Below are 16,547 nucleotides of genomic sequence, written 5' to 3'. Positions count from 1 at the left end.
GCTATTCCTGACCTGATTTCAGATATACCTCAATTTTGTAATGACTTTTAGCTAAGCTAAAGCACTAATATTGATCAAATCGTAACATTTTCAGCGTTTTAAGGGGATTTTGATGTCCTTATTGATAAAATCCAGTCATGTCTGAGCAAGCCCAATTAGCTAACCAAAGCACCCACTCTGCCCTTAATGTGGTGCTCGATACCGCCTATCAAGGAATTGATGCAGCTGACTGGAAAAAGCTCTTTGCTTCTGCTCGTCAAAGTCATCTAGAGCAATTTATTGCAGATATGTTTGCGGGCAAGCACATCAACAATAGTGAAGATCGCCCCGCCCTTCACTCTGCGCTCCGCAACTTAAGCAAAACGCCAGTCATGATCGATGGCAAAGATGTGATGCCTGCCGTTTCTGAAGTTTGGCATCGGATTGATGCGCTCTGCAATAAATGGGCTGGCGTTACTGATGTCATTCATATTGGTATTGGTGGATCAGACTTTGGTCCTCGCTTAGCGATTGAAGCTTTAGCTCATGTTCCTGGTATTGAAAGCCGTGGCATGCGGATGCATTTCTTGGCCAATATTGATACCGCTGAGTTAGCGCGCATCTTGGCGCGTGCCCAAGCTCATAGCACTCGCGTGATTGTGGTCTCAAAGTCATTCACTACACTTGAAACTTCCATGAATGCTAAAGCCGTTGTTGCCTGGCTTAAAGACAGCGGTTGTTCTACCAGCCAAATTACTGATTCTTTATATGCAGTCACTGCTAATATCCCTGCCGCCAAAGACTTTGGTGTAAACGAAGACAATATCTTTCCCTTCTGGGATTGGGTTGGTGGTCGCTACTCTGTATGGTCAGCCGTAGGTATGCCGATTGCTCTGCAATATGGCTTTGAAACATTCAAACAGTTTTTAGCTGGCGCCGAAGCCATGGACTTGCATTTTAAGAATGTACCCCTCGAAGAAAACCTGCCAGTCATCATGGCACTCGCTTTGCTACACCAGCAAGAGAAGTATGACATTAAGGCTTATGCCGCCATCCCCTATGCGGATGCTTTGGATTGGTTTCCGAAGTGGTTACAACAGCTCGATATGGAAAGCAATGGTAAGAGCGTAGATCGTGATGGCAAGCCAGTGAAGCATTCTTCTCCAGTAGTCTTTGGTAGCGCTGGTAGTAATGCGCAGCATTCCTATTTTCAACTCTTTCATCAGGGTACAGAAATCATTCCGATTGATTTCATTGCCGTGCGTGAACCGATGAGTGATCGACCCGAGGCTATTGCGCACCATCGCATTTTGCTATCCAATTGCTTGGCGCAAGCGCAAGCGCTAGCCAATGGTAAGACTGCTGCAAATCCAAATGATATTTATCCAGGTAAGCGTCCTAGCAACCTCTTGTTACTACCCAAGCTCAATGCGTTTTATCTTGGCGCCTTACTTGCTTTGTATGAAAATCGCACTGCGACATTAGGCGCCTTGTGGAATATCAATAGCTTTGACCAGCCGGGCGTTGAGTACGGCAAAGTATTAGCAAAGCCAATTGAGAAGGCGCTCGCAAGTCATCAGACTGATATTGCTGCTAGTGCAGATATTGATGCTATTACTGCCGCTCGTGTTAATTTATTAAATTCAAATAACTAGTTATTGCCCAAGCAAGGCCTAGGCCTGGGCCTCTTTACTGAAAGATCTGCAATGCAATTGTCTCCATCTATTTTTAAAGCTTATGACATCCGCGGCATTATTGATGAGACTTTAGATCCTTCTATCGCCAAACTGATTGGTCAAGCCTTTGGTACTGAAATGCGTGAGCTTGGTGAGACAGAGATCGTCATTGGTCGCGATGGCCGCCTATCTGGCCCTAGTTTGATTGAAGCGTTAACAGAAGGCCTACTCTCTACTGGTATTAATGTGATCGATTTAGGTATGGTGGCAACTCCAATGGTGTACTTTGCGGCTAATCACACCATCAATGGCAAAACACCGAAATCCGGGATCATGATTACCGGAAGCCATAATCCCCCGAATTACAACGGTTTCAAAATGGTCTTGGGTACAGCGGCGATTTATGGTGAAAAGATTAAGGACTTACGTAAACGCATTGACGCTAAGAAATTTGTCACAGGTCAAGGGAATCGAAGTAGCTTTGATATTTTCCCGATGTATCTCAACTATATCGTCGGCGATGTGAAGCTGGCTCGCCCCATGAAGATTGCAGTGGATTGTGGCAATGGTGTTGGTGGCGCTTTTGCTGGCAAGCTTTTCAGAGCTTTAGGTTGCGAAGTTCAAGAGTTGTTCTGCGAAGTTGATGGGCATTTTCCCAATCACCATCCAGACCCCGCTCATATTGAGAATCTGCAAGACCTCATCAAGAATCTCCAGACTACCGATAATGAATTGGGTCTCGCCTTTGATGGTGATGCCGATCGTTTGGGTGTGGTCACTAAAGATGGTCAGGTGATTTTTCCCGATCGTCAAATGATGCTCTTTGCTAAAGATGTGCTCTCCCGCAATCCTGGCGGTCAAATTATTTACGATGTGAAGTGCACTCGCAATTTAGCCTCCTACGTTAAAGAGTATGGTGGCGAACCCATCATGTGGAAAACTGGCCACTCTTTGGTCAAAGCTAAGCTCAAAGAAACTGGTGCTCCACTAGCTGGTGAGATGAGCGGTCACATCTTCTTTAAGGATCGTTGGTTTGGATTTGATGATGGGCTTTATACAGGTGCTCGCTTACTAGAAATTCTGAGCAAAGAGAAGAATCCAAGTGATACCCTCAATAACTTACCCAATGCCATCTGCACACCAGAATTGCAACTCGCTTGCGCTGAAGGCGAACCATTCGCACTTCTTGAAACTATTAAAGCCAATGCGAAGTTCCCAAGCTCAGAATCAATCAATACGATTGATGGCGTGCGAGTGGAATACGCCGATGGCTTTGGTCTGGCCCGACCATCCAATACAACACCAGTTGTGGTGATGCGCTTCGAGGCTGATAGTGAAGAGGCTATCAAGCGTATACAGGCGGAATTCAAAGCGGTGCTGTTGGCTGTAAAGCCGGAAGCAAAGCTACCGTTTTAAGTAATTGAGGTCGGCTGTCACCAGCTAGCGCAATAGAGATAAAATTACTCATGACTTCCACTGTTAGCACCCCTATAGCCTATGATTACCCTCAGCAGAATGCTGCCGGAGCTACCTGCACCGCTCAAGCTTGGGCCAAAACACCTCCCCAACTTCATGGCACTGAGAATGCCGCTGTTATTGCTCGCATTAAGCAACTGCTGATTGAGAAAGATACTGCTTTAGTTGCCCATTACTACGTCGATGGTGATATTCAGGATTTAGCGATGGAGACTGGTGGTTACGTAGCCGACTCTCTAGAGATGGCCCGCTTTGGTAAGAATCACTCAGCCAAAAACTTGATTGTGGCTGGCGTGCGCTTTATGGGTGAATCTGCCAAAATTTTGAGTCCAGAAAAGCGCGTCTTCATGCCAGACCTAGAAGCAAGTTGCTCTCTAGACTTGGGCTGTGATGCTGCTGACTTTGCTGCGTTTAGAGCCCTGCATCCAGATCGCACAGTGGTTGTCTATGCCAATACGAGTGCTGCCGTTAAAGCCCAAGCCGATTGGATGGTAACTAGCTCTTGCGCTTTAGCTATTGTTCATCAACTCAAAGTTGAGGGCAAAAAAATCTTGTGGGCACCTGATCGTCACTTAGGTCGCTACATTCAAGAGCAGACTGGCGCTGATATGCTGTTATGGAATGGTGCGTGCATTGTTCATGATGAATTTAAAGCCGTTGAATTAGAAATGTTAATGGCAGCACATCCCAATGCCATGGTTCTGGTTCACCCTGAGTCTCCACAAGCAGTTGTAGATTTAGCAGATGTCGTTGGCTCCACATCTGCCATGATTAAAGCCGTGGTTGAAGGCTCTGCTACTGAATATATTGTGGCTACTGATAATGGTATCTTGCATCGTATGCGCCAATTGGCCCCCAATAAAGTGTTAATCGAGGCCCCTACTGCTGGTGATAGTGCTACCTGCAAGAGTTGCGCTCATTGCCCTTGGATGGCCATGAATGGCTTGCAAGGTATTCTGAATTGCCTTGAGAACGCCTCTGGTGAAATTTTTATCAAAGAAGATATTCGAGTGAAAGCATTGGGCTGTATCGAGCGAATGTTAGATTTCACACAAAATCATCCCGATCTTCTGGCCAAGGCTCAACATGGCTTTGTGAAAAATATTGGCGTCGCTTAATTCAAATTTTTGACTGCACACCTATGTTTGATTACAACGAAACCTTGGAGCAGGCACGCCAACGCAATATCGCTGATGCGCTAATGGAGGATATTGGCAAGTGCGATTGGACTGCGCAACTAGTTCCCAGCAAACCCGTACATGCACAACTGATTGTTCGTCAAGAAGCTGTTCTGTGTGGGGTAGATTGGTTTGAAGGCACCCTCAAGAAGTTAGATCCTGCAGCAAAGGTGACTTGGTGCTACCTAGAGGGTGACTTGATGAAGTCCGATACCAAAGTTTGCGATATTGAAGCAAACTCTCGTGCCCTACTCTCTGCTGAGCGTCCCTGTATTAACTTCTTACAAACACTATCGTGGACAGCTAGCATTGCTCGTCAACACGTTGATGCCATCGCAGGCGTCAGCCCAAATCCAAAGGGTTGTGCTGTACTCGATACACGCAAAACCATTCCAGGCTTACGTCAGGCGCAGAAATATGCAGTACGTATTGGCGGTGGTCAAAACCAACGTCTTGCACTTTGGCATGGCATCTTAATTAAAGAGAATCATATTGCTGCTGCAGGAGGTGTTGCTGCTGCAGTGAAAGCTGCACAGGCTTTAAATTCTGGGGTGGATATTCAGGTTGAAGTGGAGAACTTTACTGAATTAAAAGAGGCTTTGGATGCTGGTGCAAAAAGCATCTTGATTGATAACTTCACCACCGAGCAAATGAAAGAAGCGGTCGCCTTTACTAATGGTCGCGCCTTATTGGAGGCCTCTGGTGGTATCGACCTAGATCAGATGCGTGCCATTGCTGCTACAGGTGTTGATCGCATCTCCCTTGGCAAGCTGACTAAAGATATTAGGGCAGTGGATTTCTCTATGAGAATCTCGTAAGCAATCTACTAGGCAATGTCAGCCTACTGCTGACACCATTACAAAACCCCTCTGATATTCGGCGGGGTTTTTCTTTTCTAGACTGAGCACATACATTTAGAGGCATTTCAGTTTTTAGGGCCTTAATTTATGTATTGACATTAATTATTTTTGTATATACATTAATAGGATGACTTCGTGATTGAATTTGACGATGCAAAGCGACAGATAACCTTATTTACGCGCGGTCTTGATATGGCTAAGGCAAACGAAGTATTTGATAAATCTCACTTGGATCAAATCGATGTCAGAAAAGATTATGGTGAAGCAAGGATTAGAACTTTTGGCTATTTAGACAAACAACCAGTATTTGTTGTTTGGACTTATAGGGGCAACATCAAAAGAATCATCAGTATGAGGAAAGCAAATGAACGTGAAATTAAAAAATATGAAGGAAGATTGGGTTGATCCAGATGATGCACCAGAAGCAGATGAGCAGTGGTTTCGAGATGCCCACGTCTATGTTGGCGACACCCTGATTAAGAGAGGTGTTGGTAGACCACCCATACAAAATACTAAAGAGATGCTCAGTCTCAGAATGGACTTTGATGTTCTTGAAAAACTGCGGGCGAGTGGTAAAGGCTGGCAAACCCGACTCCACAATTACATTAAAGAGGCCGTTTTAAAAGGCGACCTTTAATTAGGTCTCAGGATTTTCTGAGGTACCTTCTGCCTGAGGCGTCAAAATAGTTGGATAAGAAACTGCCCAAGTGCCTGGGTAATCGCGGCTGTAATGTAGCCCCCTACTCTCTCGGCGCATGAGCGCTGATCTCACAATCAACTCTGCACACTCAAGTAAGTTACGTAGCTCAATCAGATCTCGCGTCACTTTAAAGTTTGCGTAATACTCTTGCACTTCATATCTGAGGAGTTTGATGCGATGTAATGCACGCTCTAGTCTTCGATTGGTTCTTACAATACCGACGTAATTCCACATCAATGAGCGTAACTCATCCCAGTTGTGGGCAATCACCACTTGTTCATCCGCATCCTCAACCTGACTCTCGTCCCATAAAGGTAAATTGGGCATTGCTGGTGTTTTCATAGCAGAGATATCTGCAGCAGCAGATTTACCAATAACGATGCACTCCAATAATGAATTGCTTGCCAAGCGATTGGCGCCATGCAAGCCTGTATAAGTAGCTTCGCCTACCGCATATAGACCAGGTAAATCAGTGCGGCCTTTGAGATCAGTAACAACACCACCGCAGGTATAGTGCGCTGCTGGTACAACAGGTATTGACTCTTTAGTGATATCCAATCCCAAACTCATACAGCGCGCATAGATCATTGGGAAATGCTCTTGAATAAAAGCTTCACCTAAATGAGTGGCATCGAGGTGTACATAATCGAGACCATGCTTTTTCATCTCAAAGTCGATTGCTCTGGCCACAATATCACGCGGCGCTAGCTCATGGCGCTCGTCATGCTCGGGCATAAAGCGAGTGCCATTAGGCAGCTTGAGCAGACCACCTTCACCGCGCATCGCCTCAGTAATTAAAAAGGTTCTATCACTAGGGTGATACAGACACGTTGGATGGAACTGAATAAATTCCATATTACCGACGCGGCAGCCTGCACGCCAAGCCATAGCAATACCATCTCCTGTGGCGGTATCGGGGTTACTGGTGTATTTGTATACCTTACCAACACCACCCGTAGCCAATACAACTGACTTAGCTTCAATTGTTTCGACGCGATTATTGTTAATATCCAGGGCATATACGCCATAGCAGCGATTCGGCTTAGTCCGTTGCGTCTTCGCATCTAGGTGACGATTGGTAATGAGATCTAAAGCAATCCAGTGCTCTAGTAATTGAATATTTTTATGAGCTCGCGCTTTATCTAACAACACCTCATGAATAGCCTTACCAGTAGCATCCGCAACGTGTGCAATCCGACGCTGACTGTGACCACCTTCACGAGTCAGATGCAAACCCATGGGACCAGTCTCATCGGCGGTAAACGGAACGCCCTGATCAACAAGCCAACGAATGGCTTCAGCGCTTTCTTCGGCGATGTATTGAGCAGTAGACTCCACCACGAGTCCTGCACCAGCATCTAAAGTATCAGCAACATGAGAATCAACGCTGTCATGTACTTTATCAACCACTCCAACGATGCCACCTTGAGCCCAAGCGGTTGCAGCCTCACCCAGACCGCGCTTGGCCATCACAATGACCGGTTGCGTCTCTGCCATATGAAGAGCTACGGTCAGACCTGCTAAACCTGCTCCAATAATTAGGACAGGTAATTCTGCTTTGGAGTCGGTTGGCGGGGTTTGGGGTTTTGAACTAGCCATGTAGATTCAATTCTAAAGGGCAATGCAATATTGCGTTGATTATCTCTTGATGTCTCGATAGAAGTTTTCATGTGAGCCGATCGCCTCGAGATAGATCAAGCTCAAGCCGTCATCAATAGAGTAACCAAGCAAATAGAGTTGATCCTTGCTTTTGAACTTATAGACTAACAATGCTGCTAAATCACCCTTCTTTCTTTCGCCAATTGAAGGTTTATTTGAAATAATTCCTACAGCGCCATCCACATCCTTGGCGGTATTGTCATTTAGCTTTTTATATTGTCTGGCGAATCGGCGCGTTTGAATAACAGAATGCGCCATCAAACCTTCTTAGAGCGAGGAATGAATGGAGTGGCATCTGCCCTAGGCTCTGCTAATGATGCCAAAGAGGCAGTAATAAATGAAATTGGGAGGTCGGGATTATCAATTGCAGCCCTGCCTACCGTAGCCCAAAACTCAAGCTGGCCGGCAATAGTCCGATGCTCAGACTTGGCCTCTGATTTCGCTGCTTCATATAGATTTTCATCAATTCTGACTGGCACGCCCATCAAAAATCTCCCTTTTGAATCATTTTACTACAAAAGTAGCAAGATAGAAAAAAAGGTTATTTCATAAGAAAAAACCGCCCGAAGGCGGCCTTTTCTCAAGTAGACCCCTATCAGTGAATCGGCTCCACTTTCTGCCGTTGGGGATCATTGGTGCCATAGCCCATTACTGGAGCGGCTTGACCACCTTTAGCAAGTTTGACCGCGCAGTACTTAAACTCAGGAATCTTGCCAAATGGATCTAAGGCTGAGTTGGTAATGAGGTTGGCTGCAGCCTCATAGTATGCAAACGGAATAAAGATCACGCCACGGGGAGTTCCGTCATCTCGTCGAACGTGAATAGCGACTTCGCCACGACGAGACTGAACCTTAATGACATCACCAGCAGATACACCTAACTGGGTCATATCTTCACCGTGCATCGACACAGTAGCCATTGGCTCAATCGCATCTAAGACAGTTGCACGGCGCGTCATGCTACCGGTATGCCAATGCTCTAGCTGACGACCTGTAATCAATACAAATGGATACTCCGCATCTGGACGCTCATTCGCAGGAATGATATCGGCTGGCACTAACTTGACTCTGCCATCTTTAGTATCAAACTTGTCATCAAACACAATGGGGCGACCTGGATCTTCAGCGGATAAGCATGGGTAAGTCACGCTAGACTCTTTTTCTAAACGCTCCCAAGTAATGCCGTTAATGGCTGCATGCATTGCTTGACGCATCTCGTCATACACTTCTGCAACACCGTCGTCAGCACCTTGGTAGTTCCAGTTCAGACCCATGCGTTTAGCAATTTGTTGAATGATCCACAAATCAGGCTTGGCGTCCCCTGGAGGATTAATCGCTTTCTTGCCCATCTGAACCATACGATCGGTATTGCTGGCAGTACCGACTTTCTCAGGCCATGCACTTGCTGGCAATACCACATCGGCTAGGAGCGCAGTCTCGGTCATAAAAATATCTTGTACGACCAATAGATCCAAAGAAGCTAAAGCATGGCGGGCATGATTCAAGTCGGGATCACTCATCGCAGGATTCTCGCCCTCCACATACATGCCACGAATCTTGTCTGGATCGCTATCGGGCGCAGTGATCTTGTGCATGATCTCCACTACGGTATAACCTGGCTTTTTATCTAATGGGGTATCCCAGAATTTTTCGAACCAGGCATGCGCTTCCGGATTGTCTACGCGTTGGTAGTTCGGGAACATCATCGGGATTAATCCGGCATCACTTGCACCCTGCACGTTATTTTGTCCGCGTAGTGGATGCAAGCCAGAACCAGGCTTACCAATTTGACCAGTAATACTGACCAAAGCAATTAAGCAACGGGCATTATCAGTGCCATGAACGTGCTGACTAATACCCATTCCCCACAAAATCATGGCAGATTTAGTAGTAGCAAATTCCCTAGCTACCTCACGCAAGGTTTCCGCTGGGATACCGCAGATAGGTGCCATCGCTTCTGGGCTATAGCCCTTGATATTTTCTTTAAGAGCTTCAAAATTATTGGAGCGGTTCTTAATAAAGTCTTCATCAACTAAGCCCTCTTCAATAACTGTGAAGATCATGGCGTTGAGCATTGCCACATCAGTATCTGGCTTGAACTGCATCGTACGCCAAGCATGCTTACTGATTTCAGTCGCACGTGGATCGCACAAGACAATTTTGGCGCCACGTTTAGCCGCATTCTTAAACCAGGTAGCAGCAACAGGGTGATTTGCTGTTGGATTTGAACCGATCAAGAAAATAAGACTTGAATGCTCAACATCGTTGACTTGGTTACTAACGGCACCCGAACCAACACCCTCGAGCAATGCAGCTACAGAAGATGCATGGCAAAGGCGCGTGCAATGGTCAACGTTATTGCTACCAAAACCGGTGCGTACCAGTTTTTGGAACAAGTAAGCTTCTTCATTGCTGCCTTTTGCAGAGCCAAAACCTGCAAGTACCTTGTTACCGTATTGATCTTTTAGCTTTTTGAGGCCACCACCAGCAAGTTCCAAAGCTTCTTCCCAAGTAGCTTCACGGAAGATGTCGGACCAATCTTGCTTACCTTCTAATAAAGCTTCATCTTTAGCAACTCCTGCTTTACGAATTAGCGGCTTGGTTAAGCGCTGTGGGTTATGGATGTAATCCATACCGAAGCGACCCTTCACGCAAAGACGATTGTGATTGGCCGGGCCATCACGACCTTCTACGCTAACAATCTTTTCATCTTTTACGTTGTAAGTAATTTGGCAGCCTACGCCGCAGAATGGACAAACTGAATCCACCTTACGGTCAACCGTTTGCGAGCCAATTAAACCCTTAGGCATTAATGCGCCTGTTGGGCAAGCTTGTACGCACTCACCACAAGCAACGCAAGTGCTATCGCCCATGGGGTCATTTAGATCGAATACGATCTCGCTATGAGAACCGCGCATTGCATAGCCGATCACATCATTGACCTGCTCTTCACGACAAGCGCGCACACAACGATTACATTGAATGCAGGCATCTAGATTCACTGCCATGGCTGGGTGAGATATATCATGAGTGACTTTTTCACGACGTAAGGCTTTAAGCTCAGGTCGAACCGTGACATCTAAGCGAGCAGCCCAAGTACTCAATTCACCATGTTGTTTTTTTTGCTCTTCTTCTTTGCTATCACCAACCCACTTAAATCCTTCATCAGGCATGTCTGATAACAACATCTCGAGCACTAGCTTTTGACTCTTTAGTGCACGCTCGCTATTGGCTTTGACATCCATGCCTGGAGTTGCGCTACGACAGCAACTAGGTGCCAAAGTACGCTCACCATTAATTTCTACTACGCAAGCACGGCAATTACCATCAGCGCGGTAACCATCTTTAAAACACAAATGAGGAATATCGATCCCGTGGCGCTTAGCGGCCTTGAGAATAGTCTCGCCTTCGTAAGAAACGATGGTTTTGCCGTCAAGTTTGAACTCAACGGTTTGCAATTCAAGTTCTTTAGGATTTACTGGTGCGTTCATATTTGTCTCGTTTTTCCCTTAGTTTTTTGATTGCTGATTAAGCAACTTCTTCTGGGAAATATTTTGCAATACAGCGAATTGGATTGGGTGCAGCTTGACCTAGACCGCAGATAGAAGCATCAACCATCACAGTTGCCAAGTCTTCTAAAGTATCTTGATCCCAAGTTGATGACTGCATTAACTTGGCAGCTTTGCTGGTGCCTACACGACATGGCGTACATTGACCGCAGCTCTCATGTTCAAAGAAATGCATTACGTTGAGCGCCATATCGCGCGCCTTGTCTTGATCGCCAAACACCATCACCGCAGCTGAACCAATGAAACAACCATAAGGCTGCAAGGTATCAAAGTCCAATGGAATGTCATTCATGGTTGCTGGCAAGATGCCACCAGATGCGCCACCCGGTAGATAACCGTAGAACTTATGGCCATCTTGCATGCCGCCACAATATTCATCAATCAACTCCTGAATCGTAATACCGGCTGGAGCCAGTTTCACACCTGGGTTTTTAACTCGGCCACTAACGCTATAGCTGCGCAAGCCTTTGCGATCATGGCGACCGAAGGAGCTAAACCACTCAGGACCACGCTGAACAATATCGCGCACCCAGTAGAGAGTTTCAAAGTTGTGCTCTAACGTTGGACGACCAAACAATCCAACTTGAGCTATGTACGGAGGACGCATACGAGGCTCGCCCCGTTTACCTTCGATACTTTCAATCATGGCGGATTCTTCGCCGCAGATATACGCGCCCGCGCCACGTCGCAACTCAATCAATGGCAATTTAAATGGCGGATTTGCTATGAGCTTTGCTAGCTCCAATTCGAGTAATTCACGGCAACCATGATACTCATCGCGTAAATAAATATAGCAAGCATCTATACCGACTACATTAGCGGCAATTAACAAACCCTCTAAAAAACGATGTGGGTCGCGCTCCAAATAGGTGCGGTCCTTAAATGTCCCTGGCTCACCTTCGTCAATGTTCACTGCCATCAACTTTGGAGCGACTTGATCTCTCACAATGCGCCACTTACGTCCCGCTGGGAAGCCCGCGCCACCTAGGCCGCGGAGTCCCGAGCTTTCCATGATCTTGACGATGCTCTCGCCATCTTTTTTACCTTCAACAATTTCTTTTGCTAGGGAGTAACCACCCTGCGCGCGATAGGACTCATAGCCTACATAGTCCGGTGAAACTGCTTGATTGTCACCCTGTGGAGATACGCCCTGTTCAGCTAAAGCTGCGGGATCAAAAATCGCACTGTCCTTAGCCATCGGATGAGTCGTCAAATTATTTTTGACGGCTGCGGCAACCTTATCAGTAGTTGCGAACAATACTGGGTACTGATGCACAACTGCTATTGGAGCCTGTTCACAACGGCCCACACAGGGAGCGGCCTCCACCTTAATTTTTGGGTTACCCAAAATTACTGGTAACTTTGCTAATAGATTTTGTGCGCCAGCAAGCTCACAGGCGATACCATCACAAACACGCAGAGTAATATCTGCAACGGGATCATTGCCACGCACCACTTCAAAGTGGTGATAAAAAGTGGCAACCTCATAAACTTCCGCCATCGGCAAATTCATTTCTTTTGCGAGGGCAACCAAATGACGATCATGCAAAGCGCGGTATTCATCATTGAGCTTGTGTAAATTCTCAATCAGCAAATCGCGACGGTCAGCTGCAGCACCAATTAACTGGCGAACTTCTGCCAAGGACACATCGTCTGCTTGACGCCCTTTGAGTTTGCTCTTGCGACGAATGGTTTCCCTTAAATCATCTGCTGTTGCTACGGCAACAGCCTTGACTTCATCCGAGGGTTTTGGGTGATTCATAGTTTTAATCTCTAATTTCTAGTCGCAATAATGATGCTATTTTTTATGTCTAAAACCGGGCTTAAGAAGGTCCGAATAGGCAAGAAATAACTGAGCTCGCTCTATATAGGAAATTCCCAAGATCAAGGATGATTTTGGGTTATTTCTGCACTCAAGTCCTTGACGGCGCTCAAGTGAATTTAATTAGGGTAAACCCTAAATTAAATAACTGATGGGGATGGTTTGCTGCCGGGTGGCGGAGCGTAATCAAGCTTGCGTTCGTAAACACGAGCCTTAAAGCAATCGTTGTAACCTTTGCTGCCGATTTGCCAGCCAATAGAAGTGCAATCCTCTTGGGCTGCTGACTCAATAGAGCCGCATCCCGTTAGGGCAATGGCGACAATAGAAACAAGGATAGCTAAAGGGCGCAATGTAGTTGAATTCATAGCTCAAGTCTACTTGATTACTTAACTGGTGGAAACCCAACCTGTTGTTGCCAGCTATTGTTAAACACGTGAATGACCGGCTTTTCATAGACCCCTGCTTTGGTAAACGGCTCATCTGCTAGCCAAGCTTCAACGTCCGCCTTGCTAGGAAAATCCATGACTAACAAACTGCCTACTGTCGTCTTGCCATCTTCTGAGGTCAGTGGGCCGGCAAAAGCCATCTTGTCGGCGAGCTTACCCAAGTAAGCGCGATGCTCTGGTCGTACCTGAATACGTAATTCTGCGGTGCCAGGACGATCCATTAAAAGGATTGCAAAGACCATGTGTACTCCTCGTTAGCTCTAAAGCATCCATCTTACGGCAAGTGAAAAAAGAAAAACCGCCCGAAGGCGGTTTCTTGTGCAAAGCTTTTAAAACGAATTAAGCAGCTTTACGGCTTTTTGCAGCTGGCTTAGCTACTGCGTATTGGCCTTGAAAGTTAGCCATTGCAGCATCAACACTTTTCTCAAAGTTTGCGAAAGCATCAGTTGCTGAAGCGCGAACTTGGTCAAACTGTTGGAGTGAAGTTTCGAATGCAGTTTTGAATGCAGATACAAATGCCTCAGAACCAGCAGGGGCTGTCTTAGTGGCTTCTTTAACAAACTTCACCATATCAGCACGTGCGTCATCAATAGATGCGTCAACTACTTGAGCAACTTCTTTGTTGCTGTTACGCACTACCTTGTTTACTTTAGCTTGGTAAGCAGCAGCGTACTTAGCAGCTTCTTGTGCAGTTTCTGGCTGAGCCAATTTTGCCAACTGTTGTGCATCTTTAATTGCCAACAACTGAGCGCTTGCATCTTGAGCAACTACTAAAGCATCTTTAACGGCAGCTTGGTTGATTTCAGCTAATTCTTTTGCGCTTTCAACAGCTACTTGAGCCAAGAACTTGGCGTTTTCAACAGCTTTAGTTTGAGCTTGTGTCATTTGGTCGTTTAATTGATTCTGGAACATGGTGTTTTCCTAACTTTTATAAAATTAATAAATGTATTGCAATGCACCATTCTAAAAAGTTTTTTATTGCAGTGCAAGATTTATTTGCGGCAATGCAACAAAAACACCAAAAACCCCATTTTTTGATTAAAAACAGAGGGTTGAGTATCTAAAATATTCTGACTGAAGTGATGATTTAGGGTAAAAATCATAGAAAAGCAAAGAAAAAACCACCCGAAGGTGGTTTCGAACTACTGGCGGAAGAGGCGTCTAGTAGAGGGCATGTATAGCCCCAGAAAGTCTTGGATAACCCGAAAATCCTCTAGAACCATATTAGCTGCACTTTTAGAGCAAAAGTATGGTGTTTACATAGCGCTCACCCTACCAAAAGAGTTTCTCGGGCAATACATTTCTCACCAACACCCTCTCGCGTCTTACATAGATGTTTTGAGGTAACAACTGATGGAACGGAATGACTATGAAAACCTCACTCAACGCTAACTTTGTTCAGAAGACCGATAAACCAGGCCGATATTTTGATGGCCGTACCGGACTCCACCTATTAATCAAGAAGACAACAAAAAAATATTGGATTTACAGGTATATGCGATCCGGAAGGCGGCAAGACATGTCTCTCGGCGTCTTTCCCTGGGTAACCCTTGCAGAGGCCAGAAAAAAAGCTATGGAGGCCAGCTTTGATCTCGCCAGAGGAATAAATCCAATTGAAGCCAGAAAAAAGCTTAAAGCCGCCGCTATCAAGGCGAGCGAGGATCAGATTAAGTTTCGGGACTTTGCAAAGAACTGTATTGAATTGAAGTCACATGAATGGAGAAATTCAAAGCATGGTGACCAATGGAGCTATACGATAGAAGAATATGCAAACCCAATCATTGGAGATAGACCTCTTAATCAAATTACTACTGAAGATATTCTCAAGGTCTTGCAACCTATTTGGCTAACTAAACATCACACCGCATCGAGACTTAGGGGGCGGATAGAGTGGATACTGGCATCTGCTACCACGAGAAAACTGAGGGAAGGCGTTAATCCAGCCCAATGGAGATCCCATCTTGACACCATCCTTCCAAAAGTCAATAAATCTGGGCAAACCAAGCATTTCAAGGCGCTCCACTTTAGTCAAGTGCCAAACTTCATTCAAAAGTTAAGAGATCGAGATGGAGTTGCCTCAATTGCGCTTGAATTCACCATCCTCAATTGCGCTAGAACGGGAGAGGTGATTGGGGCTACGAGAGATGAAGTTGCCGAGGGAATTTGGGTTATCCCAGGAGAACGCATGAAGGCTGGTAAAGAACATAGGGTTCCCTTGTCCAATAGGGCTAAAGAGCTAATTGAAATCGCAAGATATCTTGATCCCAATAGCAACTATCTTTTTTCAATAGATGGAAAAAAACTTAGCAACATGGCAATGTATTCGGTTCTTAAGAGGATGGGGTTAAATGCTACTGTGCACGGGTTTAGATCTACTTTTAGGGATTGGGTTGCTGAGACCACGGATCACCCCTCAGAGGTTGCAGAAAAAGCCTTGGCACACCAGATATCTAATCAATCAGAGGCGGCATATCGTAGAGGAGACTTGATGGCTAAAAGGCTCAACTTAATGGCTGACTGGGAGGATTACTGCAATCAAGGTGCAATATCAAATATATTGACACTAAAAGTGGCATAAATATGAATAAAAAAACTGAAAAAGATTTGTTGGAGCATAGGCATAAAGAATTAATTCTCCATGTCAAATCAGCCGCCTCATCCCTGAAAATTAAAAATGTGATCTTCTCAGCAATAGCGGATGAGAATATTAGAGATAAGCAAATTGATAAGATCAGAAAAAGATTAGATAGCGATCTCAGCCCTCTATCCAGAGAGGAGTTGCTTGATGAGATTGCTAAGCTGACTTGGGGTTGTGAATTTCTATTCGACATTGCAAAAATTCAAGAAAAGAAACTTGATTTCAACAGGAAATCGGCAAACGAACTAGCGCTTAAAGAGGAACAATATAAGAGCAAAGTAAGCGCCAATAGAAGACAAGGCGCAAAAAAAGCAAATCAGCGACATGAGACAAGCTGGAAAATAATGGCAAAAAATAAATGGGTAGAAATATCTGAGAAAAATAGCAGATCATGTGGGCATTTAAAGCTGATGAATGCCCTAATAGAATCTTACCCAGACCATGACTGGAAATTAGATACGCTTAAAGGATGGGTCAAAAGCTGGAGGGGGTGACCGCATAGTACACACCCTTCCATCAGGCCATTACCTACTTTTAAATGCTAA

The 16,547-nt window shown here is 45.5% G+C and carries 16 protein-coding genes; 8 read left to right on the top strand and 8 right to left on the bottom strand.

Going from position 1 to position 16,547, the window contains the following annotated elements:
* Positions 1-137: 137 nt before the first annotated feature.
* From pgi to C2759_RS03745, 6 genes are all read left to right on the top strand, one after another.
* On the top strand, positions 138-1,634 hold the full coding sequence (pgi, locus tag C2759_RS03770; protein WP_215356342.1) for a glucose-6-phosphate isomerase: 1,497 nt from the start codon (positions 138-140) through the stop codon (positions 1,632-1,634).
* 51 nt (positions 1,635-1,685) lie between these two features.
* Positions 1,686-3,071: a phosphomannomutase/phosphoglucomutase gene (locus C2759_RS03765; protein ID WP_215356341.1), complete on the top strand. Its 1,386-nt coding sequence runs from the start codon at positions 1,686-1,688 to the stop codon at positions 3,069-3,071.
* A gap of 50 nt (positions 3,072-3,121) precedes the next feature.
* Entirely contained in the window at positions 3,122-4,249 is a 1,128-nt protein-coding gene (gene nadA / locus C2759_RS03760; protein ID WP_215356340.1) for a quinolinate synthase NadA, read from the top strand.
* 23 nt (positions 4,250-4,272) lie between these two features.
* A complete protein-coding gene (nadC, locus tag C2759_RS03755) occupies positions 4,273-5,127 on the top strand; it encodes a carboxylating nicotinate-nucleotide diphosphorylase (protein WP_215356339.1) in 855 nt (284 codons plus the stop codon).
* A gap of 177 nt (positions 5,128-5,304) precedes the next feature.
* On the top strand, positions 5,305-5,574 hold the full coding sequence (locus tag C2759_RS03750; RefSeq protein ID WP_215356338.1) for a BrnT family toxin: 270 nt from the start codon (positions 5,305-5,307) through the stop codon (positions 5,572-5,574).
* Positions 5,534-5,806 carry a BrnA antitoxin family protein gene (locus C2759_RS03745; protein WP_215356337.1) on the top strand — a complete coding sequence of 91 codons (273 nt, stop codon included), beginning with the start codon at positions 5,534-5,536 and terminating at the stop codon, positions 5,804-5,806. Before C2759_RS03750 ends, C2759_RS03745 begins: the two co-directional genes overlap by 41 nt.
* Here the strand turns inward: C2759_RS03745 and nadB are convergent, their stop codons facing one another.
* The 8 genes from nadB to C2759_RS03705 all read right to left on the bottom strand — a co-directional run bounded on the left by nadB (position 5,807) and on the right by C2759_RS03705 (position 14,276).
* Positions 5,807-7,468 carry an L-aspartate oxidase gene (gene nadB, locus C2759_RS03740; RefSeq protein WP_215356336.1) on the bottom strand — a complete coding sequence of 554 codons (1,662 nt, stop codon included), beginning with the start codon at positions 7,466-7,468 and terminating at the stop codon, positions 5,807-5,809.
* 39 nt (positions 7,469-7,507) lie between these two features.
* Entirely contained in the window at positions 7,508-7,786 is a 279-nt protein-coding gene (locus C2759_RS03735; protein ID WP_215356335.1) for a type II toxin-antitoxin system RelE/ParE family toxin, read from the bottom strand.
* Positions 7,786-8,013, bottom strand: a complete 228-nt coding sequence (locus C2759_RS03730; RefSeq protein ID WP_215356334.1) for a ParD-like family protein — start codon at positions 8,011-8,013, stop codon at positions 7,786-7,788. The genes C2759_RS03735 and C2759_RS03730 overlap by 1 nt, the downstream gene beginning before the upstream one ends.
* Positions 8,014-8,123: 110 nt before the next feature.
* Positions 8,124-11,018: a formate dehydrogenase subunit alpha gene (gene fdhF, locus C2759_RS03725; RefSeq protein ID WP_215356333.1), complete on the bottom strand. Its 2,895-nt coding sequence runs from the start codon at positions 11,016-11,018 to the stop codon at positions 8,124-8,126.
* 37 nt (positions 11,019-11,055) lie between these two features.
* Positions 11,056-12,858, bottom strand: a complete 1,803-nt coding sequence (locus tag C2759_RS03720) for an NADH-ubiquinone oxidoreductase-F iron-sulfur binding region domain-containing protein (protein ID WP_215356332.1) — start codon at positions 12,856-12,858, stop codon at positions 11,056-11,058.
* Between the two features lie 200 nt (positions 12,859-13,058).
* On the bottom strand, positions 13,059-13,283 hold the full coding sequence (locus C2759_RS03715) for a hypothetical protein (protein ID WP_215356331.1): 225 nt from the start codon (positions 13,281-13,283) through the stop codon (positions 13,059-13,061).
* 17 nt (positions 13,284-13,300) lie between these two features.
* Entirely contained in the window at positions 13,301-13,606 is a 306-nt protein-coding gene (locus tag C2759_RS03710; RefSeq protein ID WP_215356330.1) for a YciI family protein, read from the bottom strand.
* Positions 13,607-13,703: 97 nt separating this feature from the next.
* Positions 13,704-14,276 carry a phasin family protein gene (locus C2759_RS03705; protein ID WP_215356329.1) on the bottom strand — a complete coding sequence of 191 codons (573 nt, stop codon included), beginning with the start codon at positions 14,274-14,276 and terminating at the stop codon, positions 13,704-13,706.
* A 457-nt stretch (positions 14,277-14,733) separates the two neighbouring features.
* Between C2759_RS03705 and C2759_RS03700 the strand changes: the two genes are divergently transcribed.
* Both C2759_RS03700 and C2759_RS03695 read left to right on the top strand, forming a co-directional pair.
* Entirely contained in the window at positions 14,734-15,942 is a 1,209-nt protein-coding gene (locus tag C2759_RS03700) for an integrase arm-type DNA-binding domain-containing protein (RefSeq protein WP_215356328.1), read from the top strand.
* A 2-nt stretch (positions 15,943-15,944) separates the two neighbouring features.
* Positions 15,945-16,496, top strand: a complete 552-nt coding sequence (locus tag C2759_RS03695) for a hypothetical protein (protein ID WP_215356327.1) — start codon at positions 15,945-15,947, stop codon at positions 16,494-16,496.
* Positions 16,497-16,547: the final 51 nt, after the last annotated feature.

It is taken from the genome of Polynucleobacter sp. MG-Unter2-18, from assembly GCF_018687675.1.
Taxonomy (GTDB): domain Bacteria; phylum Pseudomonadota; class Gammaproteobacteria; order Burkholderiales; family Burkholderiaceae; genus Polynucleobacter.
The sequence above is the reverse complement of the archived record's forward strand: the minus strand, read 5'-3'. Positions and strand labels throughout refer to the sequence as shown.

Excerpts from the sequence above, each read along its gene's own strand:
- pgi (WP_215356342.1), top strand. The coding sequence starts at position 138 with ATGTCTGAGCAAGCCCAATTAGCTAACCAAAGCACCCACTCTGCCCTT.
- C2759_RS03765 (WP_215356341.1), top strand. The coding sequence starts at position 1,686 with ATGCAATTGTCTCCATCTATTTTTAAAGCTTATGACATCCGCGGCATT.
- nadA (WP_215356340.1), top strand. The coding sequence starts at position 3,122 with ATGACTTCCACTGTTAGCACCCCTATAGCCTATGATTACCCTCAGCAG.
- nadC (WP_215356339.1), top strand. The coding sequence starts at position 4,273 with ATGTTTGATTACAACGAAACCTTGGAGCAGGCACGCCAACGCAATATC.
- C2759_RS03745 (WP_215356337.1), top strand. The coding sequence starts at position 5,534 with ATGAACGTGAAATTAAAAAATATGAAGGAAGATTGGGTTGATCCAGAT.
- nadB (WP_215356336.1), bottom strand. The coding sequence starts at position 7,468 with ATGGCTAGTTCAAAACCCCAAACCCCGCCAACCGACTCCAAAGCAGAA.
- C2759_RS03735 (WP_215356335.1), bottom strand. The coding sequence starts at position 7,786 with ATGGCGCATTCTGTTATTCAAACGCGCCGATTCGCCAGACAATATAAA.
- C2759_RS03730 (WP_215356334.1), bottom strand. The coding sequence starts at position 8,013 with ATGGGCGTGCCAGTCAGAATTGATGAAAATCTATATGAAGCAGCGAAA.
- fdhF (WP_215356333.1), bottom strand. The coding sequence starts at position 11,018 with ATGAACGCACCAGTAAATCCTAAAGAACTTGAATTGCAAACCGTTGAG.
- C2759_RS03720 (WP_215356332.1), bottom strand. The coding sequence starts at position 12,858 with ATGAATCACCCAAAACCCTCGGATGAAGTCAAGGCTGTTGCCGTAGCA.
- C2759_RS03715 (WP_215356331.1), bottom strand. The coding sequence starts at position 13,283 with ATGAATTCAACTACATTGCGCCCTTTAGCTATCCTTGTTTCTATTGTC.
- C2759_RS03710 (WP_215356330.1), bottom strand. The coding sequence starts at position 13,606 with ATGGTCTTTGCAATCCTTTTAATGGATCGTCCTGGCACCGCAGAATTA.
- C2759_RS03705 (WP_215356329.1), bottom strand. The coding sequence starts at position 14,276 with ATGTTCCAGAATCAATTAAACGACCAAATGACACAAGCTCAAACTAAA.
- C2759_RS03700 (WP_215356328.1), top strand. The coding sequence starts at position 14,734 with ATGAAAACCTCACTCAACGCTAACTTTGTTCAGAAGACCGATAAACCA.
- C2759_RS03695 (WP_215356327.1), top strand. The coding sequence starts at position 15,945 with ATGAATAAAAAAACTGAAAAAGATTTGTTGGAGCATAGGCATAAAGAA.